The 18715-nt window shown below is 64.4% G+C and carries 18 protein-coding genes; 13 read left to right on the forward strand and 5 right to left on the reverse strand.

Annotated elements, in window-relative coordinates; translation table 11 throughout:
• The first annotated feature begins 16 nt into the window (after positions 1 to 16).
• Both C0V76_RS08410 and xerC read left to right on the forward strand, forming a co-directional pair.
• Positions 17 to 667, forward strand: coding sequence for a DUF484 family protein (locus C0V76_RS08410; RefSeq protein ID WP_101941946.1), 651 nt, complete (start codon positions 17 to 19; stop codon positions 665 to 667).
• Positions 668 to 671: 4 nt separating this feature from the next.
• Entirely contained in the window at positions 672 to 1580 is a 909-nt protein-coding gene (gene xerC / locus C0V76_RS08415) for a tyrosine recombinase XerC (RefSeq protein ID WP_101941947.1), read from the forward strand.
• Positions 1581 to 1690: 110 nt separating this feature from the next.
• Here the strand turns inward: xerC and C0V76_RS08420 are convergent, their stop codons facing one another.
• Positions 1691 to 2200: a hypothetical protein gene (locus C0V76_RS08420; protein ID WP_101941948.1), complete on the reverse strand. Its 510-nt coding sequence runs from the start codon at positions 2198 to 2200 to the stop codon at positions 1691 to 1693.
• Positions 2201 to 2319: 119 nt separating this feature from the next.
• Between C0V76_RS08420 and C0V76_RS08425 the strand changes: the two genes are divergently transcribed.
• Positions 2320 to 3510, forward strand: coding sequence for a class I SAM-dependent rRNA methyltransferase (locus tag C0V76_RS08425; protein ID WP_101941949.1), 1191 nt, complete (start codon positions 2320 to 2322; stop codon positions 3508 to 3510).
• A gap of 78 nt (positions 3511 to 3588) precedes the next feature.
• Here C0V76_RS08425 and C0V76_RS08430 read toward each other — a convergent pair whose 3' ends face one another.
• On the reverse strand, positions 3589 to 4572 hold the full coding sequence (locus C0V76_RS08430; RefSeq protein WP_101941950.1) for a glycosyltransferase family 9 protein: 984 nt from the start codon (positions 4570 to 4572) through the stop codon (positions 3589 to 3591).
• Complete coding sequence (locus tag C0V76_RS08435; protein WP_158239180.1) at positions 4569 to 5780, reverse strand: O-antigen ligase; 1212 nt, start codon at positions 5778 to 5780, stop codon at positions 4569 to 4571. The genes C0V76_RS08430 and C0V76_RS08435 overlap by 4 nt, the downstream gene beginning before the upstream one ends.
• 177 nt (positions 5781 to 5957) lie before the next feature.
• On the opposite strand from C0V76_RS08435, the gene C0V76_RS19560 reads away from it, so the two are divergent.
• Both C0V76_RS19560 and C0V76_RS08450 read left to right on the forward strand, forming a co-directional pair.
• A complete protein-coding gene (locus C0V76_RS19560) occupies positions 5958 to 7073 on the forward strand; it encodes a glycosyltransferase (protein WP_158239181.1) in 1116 nt (371 codons plus the stop codon).
• Positions 7070 to 8086, forward strand: a complete 1017-nt coding sequence (locus tag C0V76_RS08450) for a glycosyltransferase family 9 protein (RefSeq protein ID WP_101941953.1) — start codon at positions 7070 to 7072, stop codon at positions 8084 to 8086. Before C0V76_RS19560 ends, C0V76_RS08450 begins: the two co-directional genes overlap by 4 nt.
• A 49-nt stretch (positions 8087 to 8135) precedes the next feature.
• On the opposite strand, the gene C0V76_RS08455 is transcribed toward C0V76_RS08450, so the two are convergent.
• Both C0V76_RS08455 and alaS read right to left on the reverse strand, forming a co-directional pair.
• A complete protein-coding gene (locus C0V76_RS08455; RefSeq protein ID WP_173893980.1) occupies positions 8136 to 8438 on the reverse strand; it encodes a hypothetical protein in 303 nt (100 codons plus the stop codon).
• The gene (gene alaS, locus C0V76_RS08460) at positions 8438 to 11086 is read right to left on the reverse strand and encodes an alanine--tRNA ligase (protein WP_101941954.1); all 2649 of its coding nucleotides are present in this window, start codon (positions 11084 to 11086) and stop codon (positions 8438 to 8440) included. The genes C0V76_RS08455 and alaS overlap by 1 nt, the downstream gene beginning before the upstream one ends.
• Before the next feature lie 190 nt (positions 11087 to 11276).
• Between alaS and C0V76_RS08465 the strand changes: the two genes are divergently transcribed.
• The 8 genes from C0V76_RS08465 (at position 11277) to C0V76_RS08500 (ending at position 18705) form a co-directional block, all read left to right on the forward strand.
• A complete protein-coding gene (locus C0V76_RS08465) occupies positions 11277 to 11966 on the forward strand; it encodes an energy transducer TonB (RefSeq protein WP_101941955.1) in 690 nt (229 codons plus the stop codon).
• A 36-nt stretch (positions 11967 to 12002) separates the two neighbouring features.
• Complete coding sequence (locus C0V76_RS08470; protein WP_101941956.1) at positions 12003 to 12728, forward strand: MotA/TolQ/ExbB proton channel family protein; 726 nt, start codon at positions 12003 to 12005, stop codon at positions 12726 to 12728.
• Positions 12728 to 13153, forward strand: coding sequence for a biopolymer transporter ExbD (locus tag C0V76_RS08475; RefSeq protein ID WP_101941957.1), 426 nt, complete (start codon positions 12728 to 12730; stop codon positions 13151 to 13153). Before C0V76_RS08470 ends, C0V76_RS08475 begins: the two co-directional genes overlap by 1 nt.
• 128 nt (positions 13154 to 13281) lie before the next feature.
• Positions 13282 to 13728: a CopD family protein gene (locus C0V76_RS08480; protein ID WP_101941958.1), complete on the forward strand. Its 447-nt coding sequence runs from the start codon at positions 13282 to 13284 to the stop codon at positions 13726 to 13728.
• A 119-nt stretch (positions 13729 to 13847) separates the two neighbouring features.
• Positions 13848 to 14153, forward strand: a complete 306-nt coding sequence (locus C0V76_RS08485) for a hypothetical protein (RefSeq protein WP_101941959.1) — start codon at positions 13848 to 13850, stop codon at positions 14151 to 14153.
• A 101-nt stretch (positions 14154 to 14254) separates the two neighbouring features.
• The gene (locus C0V76_RS08490; RefSeq protein ID WP_101941960.1) at positions 14255 to 14929 is read left to right on the forward strand and encodes a response regulator; all 675 of its coding nucleotides are present in this window, start codon (positions 14255 to 14257) and stop codon (positions 14927 to 14929) included.
• Positions 14926 to 16281, forward strand: coding sequence for an ATP-binding protein (locus C0V76_RS08495; protein WP_101941961.1), 1356 nt, complete (start codon positions 14926 to 14928; stop codon positions 16279 to 16281). Before C0V76_RS08490 ends, C0V76_RS08495 begins: the two co-directional genes overlap by 4 nt.
• A gap of 174 nt (positions 16282 to 16455) precedes the next feature.
• A complete protein-coding gene (locus C0V76_RS08500; protein WP_101941962.1) occupies positions 16456 to 18705 on the forward strand; it encodes a bifunctional diguanylate cyclase/phosphodiesterase in 2250 nt (749 codons plus the stop codon).
• Positions 18706 to 18715: the final 10 nt, after the last annotated feature.

An 18715-nucleotide genomic window follows, 5' to 3' on the forward strand; every position in this document is an offset into this window, starting at 1 on the left:
CCCGTGACATCCAGCCATGACCGCTCAAGAGATCATCAGCTTCTTCAACGCCCACCCGGAGTTCTTTGACGAGCATCCGGAAATCCTCAACCAGCTCACAGTACCGCATCCGCTGAACGGCCAGGCCATCTCGCTCACCGAGCGCCAGTTGCTGACCCTGCGCGAGAAGCTCGCCCAGGTGCAGGGCAAGCTCGCTGAACTGGTGAGCTTCGGTGAAGAGAATGATGTGATCGCCGAGAAAGTGCATCGCCTGACCCTTTCCCTGCTGCAGGCCGAGAGCTTCGAGGCGGTGAACTTCGCGGTCTATAACCACCTTCAGGAAGATTTCGCTGTCCCCCACGTAGCCCTGCGCATCTGGAACAGCATCCTCAAGCGCCCGGTGCCGGAATTCATCGAGGTTTCGGAAGAGCTGCGCTTCTACGCAGCCGACCTGCGCCAGCCCTATTGTGGCGCGGCTCAGAATCAGGAAATCCTCGCCTGGTTTGGCGAAGCAGCTCCTTTGCTGCGCTCGGTATCCCTCATTCCGCTGCGCCGTGACGCGCAGATCTTCGGCATGCTGGCGCTGGGCTCGGAAGATCCGCAACGCTTCTTCCCCGAGATGGGCACCATGTACGTCGAACGCATCGGCGATCTGGTCGGCGCGGCCGTGCTCAAGCAGATCGGCTGATGCCATGAACGAGCAGGCCTCAGCCATCTTGCCGGCCGAGGCCATCGCCTGGCTGGATTATCTGGCCCAGCAAAGGCGTGTCAGTCCGCACACCCTCACCAACTACCGCCGCGAACTCGGCAAGCTGCATGCCTTTGCGGCGCCCCGCACATTCGCCGAACTGAAACCGGCGGACATCCGCCGCTTCGCCGCCAAGCTGCATGCTGGCGGACTCGAGGCGCGCTCGATTGCCCGCGCCCTCTCCTGCTGGCGTGGCCTGTTCCGCTGGTTACTGGCCCGCGAACAGGTCAGCAGCAATCCGGTGCTGGGCATCCGCCCACCTCGTGCCGGCAAGCTATTGCCCAAAGCGCTGTCGGTCGATGCCGCCTCCGCCCTGCTCGATGCGCTGCCAGAGGACGCTCTGGAGATCCGCGACCTAGCTATGTTCGAGCTGCTTTACTCCTCCGGCCTGCGCCTGGCCGAACTCGCCGCACTCGACATCGATGGTCTGTACAGCATCGCGGATGGCGAGGTCACCGTGCTCGGCAAGCGCAACAAGACGCGCCGCGTTCCCGTCGGCACCCAGGCGCTGAACGCGCTCGAGAATTGGCTGGCAGTGCGTGCCACGCTCGCTGCAAATGGCGAAAGCGCGCTCTTCCTCAGCCAGCGCGGCACCCGCCTCTCGCATGGCGCGATTCAGGCCCGGCTGGCGCGTTGGGCGCGCGAAAAGGGCGCACCGCAGCATGTTCATCCGCACATGCTGCGTCACAGCTTCGCGTCCCATGTGCTGCAGTCCTCAGGCGATCTGCGCGCGGTGCAGGAATTGCTGGGCCACGCCAGCATCCGCAGCACACAGGTGTATACCCATCTGGATTTCCAGCATCTGGCAAAGATCTACGATGCAGCCCATCCGCGGGCAAAGAAGAAGGACTGACTTGCAAAGTGCCCAGCGCTTTCGTGGTCGCGGCCAAAGAACGCTAACACTTCGTTCGTACCGGGGTCGCACGACCAATGACGGCGCCTGCTGCAAGCGGCGCCAGCTGATCAGCCTTCGTTGCTCAGCCCCGCACTGCCCATCACGCACATCCAGGTCATCTGCAGCACACGCGCATCGGCACTCGCCCGGTGGCGCTGCACCTGCAGACTACGCTCCACGTCATCGCGCACTTCAAGCCATTGCCTCGCTTCGATCTGCGGCGTGATCCGCGAGAGCTGCTCCAGGTGGTAGGCCGGCGGTACTCCTGCGGCCTCATGGAGCGCGGCCAACCATACATAGTCATGTCCCCAGGCATCGGTGTAGACAGTCAGGCCTTTGAGCAGGGTATTCAAGCGAATCGCCACTGAAAGCGGCGGCAATCCATGTTCGCGCAAAGCTTCGCGACTGATACCGTGGACAGCCTCAGCGGAGAGATCCCAGTGCTGCCACTCGGCAATGGGCTGGATCAGGGCGCAATAGGTACGGCCATCCGGCAACACGCAGCCTACCTCGATGGGGTAACTCCCCCGGCCGAAGCCAGAAGCTTCCACATCAATGATCGGCGGTGGCTGGAGCATCGCGGGATTTCCTTGCAGCAAGCGGGTTTCGCATGATGACATGGGCCGGAACACTACCCCCATCGGCGTTTTCCGCTAGCATTCGCACCCTTCCAGACAGGTTTCCGCAGGAGTTCACCATGGCCGAACTGATTCTCGCCCCCGGCAAGGAGCGCTCCGTGATGCGCCGCCACCCGTGGATCTTCGCCGGCTCGGTAGCCAAGCTCGCTGGCCGCTCCAAGCCCGGCGATACCGTCGAGGTTTTCAATGACCGCGGTCAGCTGATGGGCCGCGCGGCCTTCTCCCCCAACTCGCAGATCCGTGCCCGGATGTGGACTTTCGATGCGGACGAATCCATTGATCATGGCTTCTTCAAGCGCCGCGTGGCCGCCAGCGTGGCGCGCCGCGCCGTGCATCCGCAGCTGGCCGGGCAGGATGGCGTGCGCCTGATCCATGGTGAGTCCGATGGCTTACCCGGCGTGATTGCCGACCGCTTCGGCAAGGTCGTGGTACTGCAAATCACCAGCGCCGGCGGCGAGAAGTGGCGCGAGGCGATCATCGCCGGCCTAGTCCAGGCCACCGGCTGTGAATGCGTATATGAGCGCTCGGACTCCGACGTGCGCAAGCTCGAAGGCCTGGAGCCGCGCAGCGGCGTGGTGTACGGCGAGTTGCCGGCCGGGCCGCTGACCATTCGTGAGAACGGCGTCACCATGGAAGTGGATGTGGTGAGCGGCCACAAGACCGGCTTCTACCTCGATCAGCGCGACAACCGCCTGCTCACTGGCCAGCTCGCCAAGGGCCGCAGCGTTCTGAACTGCTTCTGCTACACCGCCGGTTTCTCGCTGCAGGCACTGGCCGGTGGCGCCACCAGCACCCTGTCGATCGACTCATCCGGCCCCGCGCTGGAGAGCGCCAGGCGCAATCTGGCACTGAATCCGCAGCTCGACGCGGCACGTGCCGAATGGTGGGAAGCAGACGTGTTCGAGGCCCTGCGCAAGCTGCGTGCGGACGGCCGCAAGTTCGACCTGATCGTGCTCGATCCGCCCAAGTTCGCGCCCTCGGCAGCCCACGCCCAGCGTGCCGCACGCGCCTACAAGGACATCAACATTCTCGGCTTCCGCCTGCTCAACCCGGGCGGCATCCTGATGACGTATTCATGCTCGGGCGGCATCGGCCAGGAATTGTTCCAGCAGATCGTCGCCGGTGCGGCCGTGGATGCCGGCGTGGACGGGCGCATCATCCATCGCCTGTCGGCCGGCGCCGATCACCCGATTGGTCTGGCCGTGCCGGAGGGTGAATACCTCAAGGGACTGGCCTGCCAGATTGACTGAGTGCTGCTGGGCTTCAGCTGAGCGGCTTTAAGCCGCAGAGCCCTGCCTCGCGCCGGGCCCAGCCGGCTGAAGCCGGCCCTACCCAAGCACGTCCGGCAACGCTGCCAGCGCCGCCTCGACCTCTTCGACCGTGACCTCTCCCACCTCCCGCGAGGCCGGCTGCAGCAGCTGATAGGGCACGCCCCAAGGATGCCAGCGCGCGGCGTCCGACTTGCCGAACAGGCACACGATCGGCTTGCCCAGCGACGCGGCGAGGTGCATGTGACCACCATCCGAGCACAGCACGCGCGAACAGGCAGCGAGGCCAGCGATCAGCTCACTGAGTTCATGGGTCGGCATCGGCGTCAGTGGCAGGCCTCCGCAGGCCCCGATGATCTGCTGTGCCTTGGCGTCGTCGCCCGGATGGAGCGGGTTGTCGCTAGCGCCCGGCGCCCAGAACAGCGCAAAGCGCAGCGCTGGATCGGTCGCATATAGGCGCCGGATCAGCTCGGCAAAGTACTCGGCCGGCCAGCGTTGAGAGGGCTTGCGCGCGCTGATGTGCAGACCCAACACCGGTCCTGCGCCAAGCTTCGCCTGTGCTGCGGCCAGCAGTTCGGCACGCGGCGCAATGCGCGCGGCAGGCAGATCAGTCACGGGGAGATCGAGGGCACGCAGCAGGTTGGCGGCACGCGGCACTTCATGCAGCGCGGCCGGATCGCTTGTCACATCGTCCTGCGCGATCACGCGTTTCGCGCCGACCAGCCGGGCCATGCGGCGGGCGCTGGCCTGACTGCCACTGGCCGGCAGCAGCACCAGATCCAGCTTCATCTGCCGCAACTGCCACAGCTGGCGCAGCCTCGCCCACATTGCACCGAGCGCACTCTCGCCCGCCGCCAGATGCTTGGCCTTGGTGTAGCTGAACACCGCGTCCAGATCCGGGCTGCCCTGCAGCACTTCGGCGTTGTAGCGGGTCACCAGCGCCCCGATCCAGGCCTGCGGGTACTGCTCGCGCAGACGCCGGATCAGCGGCAGGGTACACACAAGATCGCCGATATTGTCACGGCGGATGACCAGAATCTTCACGCCGCGGCCTTCACGCGCAGCGGCGCTCCGGAGAGCAGCAGGCCGAGGCAGACCATGCCGAGCATGCCATGCTCATGGTGCAGGGTGGTGTTGAAGAGCCCGCCGATGAACACCACTGACCAGCCCGCCACGCCGGCGCCCCAGCACAGGCGGGCATCAAGCGTCGCCCCAGCGCCCGGCTTGCGACGCAGCAGCGCAGCCGACCAGCCGATGGTCAGCGCCAGCAGGGCACTGATGCCGAGCAGGCCACGTTCGCCGAGGGTGTTGGTAAACAGGCCGTGAGCATGGCTGGAGAAGTAGTAATCGTCGCGCACGAAGGGCTCGCCGCGCGCCTCAACCCAGGCCTGCACGGCCTCGGGCGAAACCGCACTGAAGTTGGCGGCACCAACACCGGTCAGCGGGTACTGGCGAATCATCTCGGTGGCGGTGTGATAGGTCTCTACCCGATAGGACGAGAGCTTGCCGCTACGCAGACCATCCAGGGTCTTCTGGATCACGGTCTGATTGTTCCGTCCGCCCATCAGTTGCACCGTGAGCAGTTGCGCGCCAACCGCCAGACCGACGGCCACCAGCGCCACCAGGCCAAGCGTGCGCAAGCGCACGGCAGACAGTACCGGCACCAGCACGACTACGGCAAACAGGTAGGCGATCAGGGCGCCGCGGCTGGCAAACGCAATCATCATGCCGAACATCAGCAGGGCCACGCCCAGCCCGATCAGGCGCGGGCCGCGGGCCAGCGTCTGCCAGGCCGCCGCGATCCACGCGGCCGCCAGCGCGGCAGCGCCGGCTCCGTACAGCGCGGAGTGATTCACATGCCCCACCGAGTTGAGCTGCAGCCAGATCCGCTTCGGATCAGTGGCCATCACCCAGCCGCCGTGCAGCGCACCGAGCAGGGTCGCCCCCACCAGACACAGCAGCAACCACTTGATCTGCTGCGCATCGAGCCGGCTGCGCGCGATCATCCAGCCCAGCGACACGTAGCCGATGATGTCGCCCACTTCCTTCCACTGCGGCGCATAGGCCGTATTCAGGATGCTCGCCACCGGCGCCACGATGAGCGCGGCAAAGACCCAGTCCCACCCCCGCGCGAGCTGACCGAAATTGCGCTGGCGGATGCTGCCTACAAACCACAGCACCAGAAACAGGAACCAGAACACGTTCTTCGGCGCCTCCACCAGCGGCAAGGCCACTGCAAAGAGGGCCAGCACGACGAACTCAGGCCTAGACAGCGTACGAACAGCAGGAGCGGAAGCTTGCATGAGACGCGACGGAGTTTTTGCGATGCGCAATGATAGCCTATGGGCCAGATTTCCCATTCCGCTGACCGGACTTTACAATCCCCGGCCTTGCGGGCGCTTCAGTCCGCTGCCGGAGGACTATTTCCCATGCCAGACGCACACGTGCGCCATGTCCTGCTCGCCATCGATTCCCTCACCGGTCGCGGTGCCGAGAAGGTGGTGGTGAATCTCGCTGAAGCACTGGTCAACATGGGTCACAAGGCCAGCATCGTGATCTTCGAGGACGTGGTCGAGTTCAAACTCGATCCGCGCGTCGCGCTCTACCGGCTGGAGCCGCAGTTGCGCGGCAAGTGGCGCTTTCTCAGCGGCCTCACCGATCTCGAAAATCGCCGCCGCTTCAAGGCCCTGCTGACCCGCATCGAAGCGAAAGACGGGCGGGTCGATCTGATCCTCTCGGCCCTGCCGCGCATCGACCGCATCCTCACCGGCCTGCGTGACGCGCGCATCCATCATGTGATCCACAACGCCCTGTCACTGCAGAACGGCATCCGCCATGCCGGCTTGCGCAAGCGCTTCTCGCGCACCCGTCACCTCAAGCGCGATTACGACCGGCGCCAGATCATCGGTGTATCCGCCGGCGTGGTCGAGGATCTGATCGAACACTGCCGGGTACGCCCGCGCAGCACCCGCACCCTCTACAACCCCTTCAACTTCGACGAGATCCGCGCGCTCGCGGCCCAGCCTGCCGAGTTGCCGGCGACGGACTACATCCTTCACGTCGGCGCCTTCACGCTCAAACAGAAGCGCCAGGATCTGCTCCTCGAAGCCTTCGCACAAGCCGACCTGCCCTGCAAGCTGGTGCTGCTCGGCAAGGGTAAGGATGAAGCGAAGATCCGCGCCCTGATCGAGCAGTTCGGGCTGCAGGACAAGGTCATCCTCGGCGGCTTTCTCGCCAACCCTTACCCGGTGATCAGGCAGGCGCGCATGCTGGTGCTGTCGTCCAATTACGAAGGCTTTGGCAATGTGCTGGTCGAAGCCCTTGCGCTGGGGGTGCCGACCATCGCCACGGACTGCCCCTCGGGCCCGGCCGAGATCCTGTCGCAGAGTTTCCCTGAAGGCCTGGTGCCAAGCGGTGATGCCGCTGCACTCGCCCAGCGCATGCGCCAGTTCCACGACAGCCCGCCCACCGTACGCGCCGACGCCGTCGAGCGCTTCTCAGCCCCTCACATCACCCGCGAATACTTGACCCTGATCCGCTCATGAAAATCCTCATCCTCAAGCGCGACAAGCTCGGCGACATGCTGCTCACTACGCCGATGTTCGCCCTGTTGCGCCAGCACTTCCCCGGCGCACGGATCGACGTGCTGGCCAACACCTACAACGCATGGGTCATCGACGGCAACACGGACGTGAGCCGCGTGTGCTCCTACCAGCGCGTCAAGGAAGGCGGACGCATTCACTGGCGCGCGGCCTTCGCCCAGTTGCGCCAGACCCTGGCCCTGCGTGCAGAGGAATACGACTGGGTCATCGTCGCCAATGGTGATGCCTCCCACCGCGCGATCAAGCGCGCGGCCTGGCTCGGCGGCTGCAATCTGGTGTCCTACACCGATGCGAAGAACACGCACCGCAAGGTCAATCATCCGCTCGAAATCCCACGCCAGATCCACGAAGCCCGACGCATGGCCAATCTGCTCACGCCACTGGGCATCACGCTGCCGGAGGTCTTGCCGCCGCTGCGTTTCCACTTGCCGGCTGAAGCCCAGACCTTCGCCACGCAATGGCTGGCCGAGCAGGGCCTTGCCCCCGGCGGCTACCTCACCCTGGGGCTCGGTGCCCGCCGCGCCAAGAAACAGCCCACCACCGAGCAGATCATCCGCTGGACGCGCCACTTCCATGAAGCCTGGGGCCTCAAAACGGTGTTCATGTGGACCCCGGGCAAGAGCGACAACCCGATGTATCCCGGCGACGATGAAACCGCCCAGCCGGTGCTGGACGCCAAGCTGCCCTGGCTGGTGCCCTTCCGCGGCCCGCTCAAACCCGCGCTGGGGCTGATCTTCAATGGCCGCACCAGCCTGTTCCCGGACAGCGGCCTGATGCACTTCGCCGCCGCCAGCCCCGGCGGCGTGCTGGGTTTCTTCGCCGAGACCGACGTTTCGCCCGCTCCGGCGCAATGGGGGCCAGTCGGCCCGCGCGCGCGCTGGCTGGAAGCCCCCAAGGCAGTCTCGCAACTCGAAGACGCCGCCGTTTTCGCCGAGCTTGAAAGTCTGCTGAAATGAAAAAACCCGGCCACTGACCGGGTTTTCGCTCACTCATGCAAAGAGATGCTCAGCGCGTCTTTGGACTCAGGCTGCCACGGTTGTAATCCTTGTCGCCCGGCATGATCGTGCGGCCGACGCCGAACAAGCCGCCCTGCGCTTCAACCGGGCGGGTCTTGTTCTCCGGGTATTCCTCCGCAACTTTCCGGGCCGCCCCGGCCTTCTTTGCGTCGACGAATTCCCAGCGGCCATTCGGATGCAGCAACACCTTGTCGCCACTCGCCGTCTGCGCTTCCAGTGGCGCGCGCTCCGACTCCTGCGCCTGAACCGCGCAGGGAAGGAGGCAACTCAGGGCTATGAGCAGGCTGCGCATCAGGCCAGCTTGCTCGCCACCCAGGCCTGCACACCCGCCAATGCGGCCGGCAGTGCGGCAGCGTCAGTACCACCGGCCTGGGCCATGTCCGGACGCCCGCCGCCCTTGCCGCCCACTTGCTGGGCGACGAAGTTCACCAGATCCCCGGCCTTCACCTTGGCAGTGAGGTCGGCTGTCACGCCGGCAATCAGGCTGACCTTGCCCTCATTCACGGCGGCCATCACCACCGCAGCTGAGCCGAGCTTGTCGCGCAGCTTGTCGACCGCTTCACGCAAGGCAGGCACGTCAGCGCCATCGAGCAGTGCCGCCAGCACCTTGATGCCATTCACATCAACAGCCTGCTCGAGCAGGGCGTCACCCTGACTGCTGGCGAGCTTGCCCTTGAGCGCGGCAATCTCCTTCTCGAGGCTGCGTACATGCTCCAGGGTCTGCGCCAGCTTGGCCGGCACTTCACTGATCGGAGCCTTCAGCACGCTGGCTACTTCGCCCAGCGCTGCATCGCGGGCCAGCACGTAGTTGGTGGCGTTCTCGCCGCTCACCGCCTCCACGCGCCGCACACCGGCCGCCACGCCACCTTCCATGACGATCTTGAAGAAGCCGATATCGCCGGTGCGGGCCACATGGGTGCCGCCGCACAACTCGCGCGATGAACCGATATCCAGCACGCGCACCGAGTCACCGTACTTCTCACCGAAGAGCATCATGGCGCCGGTCTTCTGCGCATCCTCGATGCCCATCACGCGGGCCTGGGTCTCGGCATTAGTGAGCACTTCGCGGTTCACGATCTGCTCGACCTTGCGGATCTCTTCATCGGTCAGCGGCGCATTGTGGGCGAAGTCGAAACGAGTCTTGTCGGCATCAACCTGCGAGCCCTTCTGCTGCACATGATTGCCCAGCACTTCACGCAGCGCCTTGTGCATCAGGTGGGTGGCAGAGTGGTTGCGGGTGACGGCCGCACGGCGGTTGCCATTGACGCGCGCGTCGATGGTGTCGCCGACGCGGATTTCGCCTTCCATAACGCGGCCGTGATGGCCGAACACGTCAGCCTGGATCTTGAAGGTGTCATCCACACCGAAGCCGGCCTTGCCATTCATCATCCATCCGGCATCGCCGCACTGGCCGCCGGACTCGGCGTAGAACGGCGTGGTTTCCAGCACCACCACCGCATCATCACCGGCGCGGATCACTTCCACCGGGCTGCCATCCACATAGAGCGCGGCAACCTTCGCATCTTCGACCCAGATCTTCTCGTAGCCTTTGAAATCAGTCGGCACGCCGCTGTATTCGAGGCCCTGGGCCATCTTGAACTTGCCCGCCGAACGCGCCTGCTCACGCTGGCGATTCATGGCGGCGTTGAAGCCGGCCTCGTCGACCGCCAGACCACGCTCGCGCAGCACATCGGCGGTCAGATCCAGCGGGAAGCCGTAGGTGTCGTGCAGCTTGAAGGCCAGCTCGCCATCGAGCACCTTGTTGCCACCGAGATCGCCCAGCGCGGTTTCGAGGATTTCCATGCCGTTGGCAATCGTCAGGAAGAAGCGCTCCTCTTCCTGCTTGAGTACTTCGGTCACCCGGCGCTGCTTGGCGACCAGCTCCGGATAGGCCTTGCCCATCTCGGCAGTCAGCGCGTCGACCAGTTTGTAGAAGAAGGGAGTGCGCGCACCGAGCTTGTAACCGTGACGAATGGCGCGACGAGCGATGCGGCGCAGCACGTAGCCACGGCCTTCGTTGCTCGGCACCACGCCGTCGGTGATGGTGAAGGAACAGGCGCGAATGTGGTCGGCAATCGCCTTGAGCGAAGGCGAATCCTTGTCCACATCCTGCCCGCCCGCCGCTTCGACTTCACGCTTGGCGGCCGCCATCAGGTTCACGAAGAGATCGATATCGTAGTTGGTCGCCACGTTCTGCAGCACGCGTGCGAGGCGCTCGAGGCCCATGCCGGTATCCACGCTGGGCTTGGGCAGAGGATCCATCACGTAGTTGCCGTTCTCGTCGATGCGACGATTGAACTGCATGAACACGTTGTTCCACACCTCAGTGTAGCGATCGCCATCTTCATCAGGGCTGCCCGGAGGACCGCCGGCGATGCTCGGGCCGAAGTCGTAGAAGATCTCGGAGCACGGGCCACAGGGGCCGGTGTCGCCCATCATCCAGAAGTTGTCTGAAGCGTAGCGCGCGCCCTTGTTGTCGCCGATGCGCACCACACGCTCGGGCGGCAAGCCGATTTCCTTGGTCCAGATTTCATAGGCCTCGTCATCCTCGGCATACACGGTGGCCCACAGCTTGTCGGCGGGCAGCTTGAAGACTTCGGTCAGCAACTCCCAGGCGTACTTGATGGCGTCCTGCTTGAAGTAATCGCCGAAGCTGAAGTTACCCAGCATTTCGAAGAAGGTGTGGTGACGCGCGGTGTAGCCCACATTCTCCAGATCGTTGTGCTTGCCGCCGGCGCGGATGCACTTCTGCGCAGTGGCTGCGCGCGAATACGGGCGCTTGTCGAAGCCGAGGAACACGTCCTTGAACTGATTCATCCCGGCGTTGGTGAACAGCAGGGTCGGATCGTCGCCGGGCACCACCGGGCTGGAGGCCACGATCTGGTGACCCTTGGATTCGAAGAAGTTCAGGAAGGTGGAGCGGATGTCTGCGGCTTTCATGGGCGGGGCCGTATCGAAAAAGCGTTGGGAATCAAGGGGCGTGATTCTACCCCGGATGCCCGCAGCGGCGCGAGCCGCCGCCCTGCCAACGGCGGATGCGGAAGGGCTTGACGCATCGCATCGCAACGAGAATAATTCTCAATAACAAGTTTTAACTTCTTGCGCCAGCCTGCGCTGAAAGTCGCCAACCATGAACGCCCCCGCCCTCGTTCGCCCTTTATTCTCGGAACGCAGTCTGAGTCTGGCTGTCGTGATCGGCTTTCATTTGCTGGCCGGCTTTCTGCTGCTGCGCCTGGCTCAGCCGGTGATCCAGCAGATGCTCGGCAGCAGCGTGCAGATCGAGCTGATCGCCCCGCCGGCGCCTGACTTGAAGGCACCCGAGCCGCCCAAGCCTCTGCCACCCAAGCCACAACAGCGTGTTGAACCCGTCAAGCGCACGATTGCTCCGCCCCTGCTGCAGACGCAGGCGCCCATCACGGCCAATACGCCGGTCATCGAGGCGGCGCCCACGCCAAAGGAAGCCACACCCGCCGTCACCGACGCAGGTGCGCCGCAGGCTGCGCCGGGACCAGTCAGCGCCCCCAGCCCGGAGCCTGTGCAGGCGCCACGCTTCGATGCGGCCTATCTGCAGAACCCCGCGCCAGCCTATCCCTCGGCCTCCCGCAACCTCGGCGAGCAGGGCCGTGTGCTACTGCGGGTGCAGGTCGGTGAAGATGGCCGCCCCTTGCAAGTGCTACTCGACACCAGCTCCGGCTATCCACGCCTGGACCGTGCTGCGCGCGAAGCCGTCTCCAACTGGCGCTTCACGCCCGGCTCACGCGGCGGCAAGCCGGTCGTCGACTGGGTGCGCGTCCCCGTGCTGTTTGAACTGAATCGCTGACAACTTTCCCTCCTCCCCGCTTCCGAGAACAACATCATGCAAACCCAAACCACCCTGGGCTTCGCCCACTTCCTGGCCCAGGCTGACGGCCTTGGCAAGACCCTGTTCGTGATCCTGCTGACGATGTCGGTGGTGTCCTGGTACTTCATCATCACCAAGGCCATTTCAAAGTGGCGTCAGCGTCGTGAATCCGGCCGTTTCGTGGATCTGTTCTGGAACGCCAGCTCGCTGGAAGAAGTGCGCAACGAAATCACCACCCACGGCGCCACCGAACCCTTCTCGCATCTCACCAGCCACGCGCTGTTCGCCCGCGAACATCATCAGCGCACCGGCGGTGGCAAGCTCGGCGAAGCCGGTTCCCTGGCTGAATTCCTGACCCGCAGCATGCGCAAGGTGATCGACGAGGAAACCGCCAAGCTCGAGAATGGCCTCACGGTGCTGGCCACGGTGGGCTCCACCGCGCCCTTCGTGGGCTTGCTGGGTACGGTGTGGGGCGTGTATGGCGCGCTGGTGTCGATCGGCATGAGTGGTGCCGGCACGCTGGACAAAGTAGCCGGCCCGGTCGGTGAAGCCCTGATCATGACCGGCCTGGGCCTCGCCGTGGCGATCCCTGCCGTAGTGGCCTACAACAGCTTCACGCGCCACAACCGCCTGACCCTGACCAGCCTTGACGCCTTCGCCCACGACCTCTTCGCCTACCTCACCACGGGCGCGCACAACCAGAACGGCAAATTCACCAACATCAAGCAAGGAGCCGCGTGATGGCCTTCGGTGGATTCAACAAGGAAGCCAACTCGGCTCCGATGGCCGAGATCAACATGGTGCCGCTGATCGACGTGATGCTGGTGCTGCTGGTGATCTTCATCCTCACTGCTCCGCTGCTGACCCACGCCGTGAAGGTGGAGCTGCCGCGCACCTCCAGCGAAGAAAACAAGATCCAGGCCGAGCGCATTGAAATCGCGCTGACGCCCGAATCAGAAATCTTCTGGAACGGTGAGAAGCTCGATCAACCGACACTGGAAGCCCGCATGAGCGCTGCCGGCGCTGCGGTGACCGATGCCGCCAGCGCGCCGGAGATCCACCTGCGGGCCGACAAGACCACGCCTTACGACGCCGTCGCCAAGGTGATGGCCGCCGCAGCGCGCGCGCATCTGTCCAAGATCGCCTTCGTCAGTCAGCCGGAGTAAGTCCGGGCAGCATGCACACACAGCGGCTCCACGGAGCCGCTTTTTTTTGCCCGCGCAGCAGTGACATCCCGTCGGCATGACTGCGCAACCTGTGCTTGAATGCGGCTTTGTGCCAAGGAGAGAATCCGATGTACAGATATGTCCTGTTGGCCCATATCCTCGGCGCCTGCGTGTGGACCGGCGGCCACCTGGTGCTGGCCATCGCGGTGCTGCCAGAAGTGATGCGCACACGTTCGGTGGAACGCCTGCGCCAGTTTGAGGGCGCTTTCGAGCGTGTCGGCCTGCCCGCCCTGCTGATCCAGCTTGCCAGCGGCCTGTGGCTTGCCTACACCTTCCTGCCCAACCCGCAGCAATGGCTGAACACTGATCTGCCGCTGAGCCGCGCGATTCTCACCAAGCTGACACTGCTGGGCTGCACCGTGCTGGTGGCCGCCAATGCGCGCCTGCGCATCATCCCGCGTCTGACCCCGGAAAAGCTGCCGCTGATGGCCGCTCACATCCTCGCCGTCACCACCCTCTCGGTGCTCTTCGTGCTGAGTGGTGTGGCGATCCGCACCGGTTGGTTGTTCTACTGAAAACATACTCGGCAGAAAACCCGCAGATTTAAGTTTCCGCTAAGTCTTGCTCCTTAGACTGGGCTCCATCGACTGGCACACAGCCAATCGTTCTTCCCCCAAAAAACAAGGAGTTCATCATGCAAATCAAATCCCCCCTGCTGATCACCACCCTCGGTCTCTCCCTGCTGGCCCTCACCGGTCAGGCTTCGGCAGCCAGCGTCAGCACCGAACAGCTGAAGTCCATCAACGCCGGCCAGAGCCGCACCGAAGTGCTCAAGAATCTGGGCAAGCCGGACGCCACCCCGCGCTGGGCGGATGGCACCCAATCCCTGGTCTACCCGGTGCGCAATGGTGACTCGCCGAGCACCCGCGCCTATGTCACCGTCGGCGCCGGTGACAAGGTTCTCAGCGTGCAGCTGGACGACGACGGCGGCACCAACTGATCCCTGCCTGGCCACCACAGCCCGTGCCCGCGCACGGGCTGTCGCCGTTCACGGCGGGCATGACTACGCCGATAATGAAGCTTGCCCCGCTGGAGAAACCGATGCGCCTGTTGCTGGTAGAAGATGACCTGATGATCGGCGAGTCCGTACTCGATCTGCTGCGCGACGACGGCTATGCCGTCGACTGGGTGCGCAGTGCAGGCATGGCCGACAGCGCGCTAGCCAGCGGCACTTACGACCTGATCCTGCTCGACCTGGGCCTGCCGGACCGCGATGGGCTAGAGCTGCTGCGCGCGCTACGCGCACGCAAGGAGCGGGTACCGGTGCTGATCGTCACCGCACGGGATGCCGTACCGGCCCGCGTGCTGGGCCTGGATGCCGGCGCCGATGATTACATCGTCAAACCCTATGACCTGGACGAGCTGCTGGCGCGCATCCGCGCCCTGCTCCGGCGCAGTGCCGGGCGTGCCGAGCCGGTCTACGAATACCAGAATGTGTGCATCAACCCGGCCACCCGCGAAGTCACGGTCGACGGTCAGCCGGTCCTGCTCTCGGCACGCGAATGGGCCGTGCTGGAGCCGCTGCTGGCGCGCCCCGGCATGATCCTGTCGCGAGCCCGGCTGGAGGAAAAACTCTTCAGCTGGAAGGATGATGTGAACAGCAATGCCGTCGAGGTCTACATCCACGGTCTGCGCAAGAAACTCGGCGCCCAGCTGATCCAGAATGTACGCGGCGTCGGCTACCTGATCCCCAAAGAACAAGGCTCTGCGCAATGACCCCGATCCGCTCCATCCGCACGCGCCTGCTCCTCATCGTGGCGCTGGTGATCGGCCTTGCCACCCTGGCACAAGCCATCGTCGCCTATCGCGTGGCCCTGAACGAAGTCGACACCATTTCGGACTTCTACATGTTCGAGATGGCCCGCGCCGTGCATCGCAGCATGCCGGACACCAGCATGCCGGACACCACCCAGATCGTGCCGATGCCGCCGAGCAAATCCCTGCCAGCCAACGAGAGCAACTGCTTCACGCTGAAGGTCCGGCGCACCGAGAACACGGAGCGCCCACCGGGCACGCGACCCGAAATCCTGCGCCACTTCTCGCAACGCCAAGACGGCCCGCAGACCCTCAGAGTGCTGGAAGTGGACGTACCGGGAGCCCACATCGAGGTCTCCCACGATCTCGCCGTACGCGCCCAGACGGCCCGAGCCCTGGCCTTGCGCACCATCCTGCCCATCATCATCAGCGCCCCGCTGCTGCTGCTGCTGATCGCCTGGGGCACCACCCATACCCTCGCCCCCTTGCGGCGGGCGCGCCGGGAAATTGCTGCGCGCGAAGCCAATGACCTGCAACCGCTGAGTACAGCCTGCGTGCCGGAGGAAGCACTGCCCTTCGTCAACGAGATCAATGTGCTGTTCACCCGCATCAACGCCGAATTCCGCGCCCGCAATGAATTCGTGGCCGACGTTGCACATGAGCTGCGCTCACCGCTGGCGGCACTCAAGCTGCAGGTCCAGGGGCTGCTGCGCGCCCAGTCACCCGAAGCCAAGGCCCTTGCGCAGGAACGCGTGCTGGCCGGCATCACCCGCGCCACCCGGCTGGTCGAGCAACTCCTCGTGCTGGCCCGGGAAGACGCCGCTCGGCCCGGCCACAACATCACCACCCTGCCCCAGGTTGCGCGGCTCGCCCTCTCCGACGTACTGACCCAAGCCCAGGCGCACCAGATCGATCTGGGCGCGGAATTGCAGGAGCAATTGCCGGAAGTGGTCTTCACCGTGCGCGGAGACGCCGAAGCCCTGCGTACCTTGTTGCGTAATCTGCTCGACAACGCCATCAAGTACAGCCCGCGCGGCGGTACCGTGACCCTGAAGCTCGCCCGCGAAGCGACGCATATTGCCCTGAGCGTGGAAGACAATGGCCCCGGCATCGCCCCGGAAGAGCGCAGCGTGCTGTTCGAGCGTTTCCGCCGCGGCCACAGCGGGCAGGATGCTGGCGGCAGCGGCCTCGGCCTCGCCATCGTGCGTACCATTGCCACCCGCCAGGAAATCGACATCCGCCTGGACCGCTCGGAAACACTCGGCGGCCTCGCCGTACACCTGACTTTTAAGCCCGCGGACGCAGACGCCTGATCCGCGCCAGGCGGCGGAACCGTGCTCCCGGGCCGGCCTTTGCGCGCACCCGGAGCCCCCCTAGGAGCCCAGCAGACCCAAAAGCTGATTTTCTTCAAGTAAATCAGTGGCCAAGCCGCTAAAGCTGTCTGATCCGACGCTTTCCGAGCCCACTCAGAACACAACCTGCCCACGATGTATTCCGGCATCCACCTTTCCTTGCTGGCCGATCTGGCCCTGGGCTCCATCCTGATCTTTCTGTGGGTGGTGCGCCGCAGTGATCGCCATGCGCTCTACTGGGGTGCTGGCCAGATCATGCTGGGCGTAGCAGTCAGCCTCTGGAGCTTCAAAATCCAAGGCCTGTGGGAAGCAGTGCTGATCGCCATAGCCGGCACAGCAGGGCTGCTGGGTTACGTGGCCGGAACCCTGCATTTCTGCGCGCACCCCATCCACTGGCGTCCGCAATTGATGACCTGGGGCTTGTACGCCCTGTTCCTGATCGGCATCGCCCTTATTCTCCCCAGCCTGAGCTATCGCCTGGAGTTGCTGGCGCTCTCAGGCGTGCTCGGCTGGTGTGCCTGGAAGCTCTCGCGGCGCAAACACGTCTACCTCGTAGTCAGCCTTTTTTTCGCGCTGCGTGCCTTCCTGAACCTGATCTTAGCCAGCGAGTTCCTGACCCATGTGAGTCTCGATCTGATTTTCGCGATCAATTTCATCCTGAAAACCGGCTCGATCCTGGGGCTGATCCACGCCGTCCTGCATGAAAACTCAGAGCGCTTTCTGGCCACCCTGAACGGCCTCGGCCACGGCTTCGTGATTCGCGATGCGGACGGCATCATCCGCTTTGCCAGCCAGAAACTGATCCAGTACACCGGCAAGACCAGCGCAGAAGTGTTTTTTGGCAAACACATCTCCGCCGTCACGCACAGCCGATCCGTTGAGCAGAGCGCCGAATGGTTCCGCCAGGTCACCGCACCCGGCACGCGGCTGCCCTGCATCGACGAAGCGCTGCACAAGCGCGAGGATGGTGTGGAAATCCCGGTCGAGATCATCAGTGTGCCCTACGAAGATCGTGGTCAGACGCTGGTGCTGAGCCAGATCATCGACATCCAGGCGCGCAAGGCTCAGGAGGCTGCGCTGCAGCGCAGCGCGATGCTCGACGAAGAGACTGGGCTGTTCAATCGCAGCACACTACGCCAGCTACTCGGCGGGTTGCTCGAAGACAGCGCGACCTCCGGTCGGCATACGGCCTTGCTGTTGATCGATATCGATCACTTCCGGCGCATCAATGAAACCCTCGGTCATTCGGTGGGTGACCAGTTGTTGCGTCTGGTCGCCACCCGGCTGCAGGGCCTGCAAGGGGTGCACGACATCCTGGCACGCTTCGGCGGTGACGAATTCGTGCTCGTGGTGCCGGATCTGGACCCTGCCAGTGCCGCGGAAGAAGCCGATCGCTTGGCTCGCCTGCTCCTCCTCACACTGGCCACGCCCTTCCCGCTCGAACCGTTCAGGATCACCCTGAAAGCCAGCATCGGGATTGCCTTCGGCCCCAGCCACGGGCTCGATGCCGAGAGTCTGTTGAGCGCCGCCGACACTGCCCTGCACAGCGCCAAGGATGCTGGCCGGAATCGCTACTGCGTGTTCGAAGCGCAGATGAGCGCCCAATCCCGCGATGCTCTGCTGATCGACGAAGCCCTGCAGCAAGCCATCGCCCGCAAGGAATTCCGCCTCGTCTATCAACCCATCGTGGAAGCTCGCAGCCGGCGCCTGTGCAAGGTTGAAGCACTGCTGAGGTGGACAAACCCCACGCTGGGTTTCGTCCCCCCGGACCGCTTCATTCCGATCGCCGAGGAAAGTGGCCAGATCATCGACATCGGCACCTGGGTGTTGCAGGAAGCCGCGCGCCAGGCCCACGCCTGGGCCGGACAAGTCGGAGCGCCGAGCTGCATCAGCGTGAACGTCTCGGCGGCCCAACTGACTGATCCGGATTTCATGGCCACGATGGAGGACGCTCTCGCGCGCAGCGGCGCCGCCGCAAGCATGCTCGAGGTCGAGATGACAGAGCGGGTGCTGATCGAAGAGGCCGACACTGTCATCCGGGTCCTCGAAGCGCTGCATGCCAGAGGGCTGGGCTCATCGCTCGATGACTTCGGCACCGGCTACTCGTCGCTGAGTTACCTCACACGCTTTCACCTGCGCACGCTGAAGATCGACCGCGCCTTCGTGAACGGCATCGAGCATGACGCACGCAACCTGGCGCTGGTCCGCGCGATCATCGCCATGGGCCACAGCCTTGGCATGCAGATCGTTGCCGAGGGCGTGGAAACCGAAGAACAGGCCAGCATCCTCGCCGATCTCGGCTGCGAATACCTGCAGGGTTATCTGATTTCGCGCCCGGTGCCGCCGGGTGAGCTACCCGGCCTCACGACCGCCACAGAAGCCTGATGGACGGCTG

Origin of the sequence: Uliginosibacterium sp. TH139 (assembly GCF_002855595.1) — a bacterium.
GTDB classification, from domain to species: Bacteria; Pseudomonadota; Gammaproteobacteria; order Burkholderiales; family Rhodocyclaceae; genus Uliginosibacterium; species Uliginosibacterium aquaticum.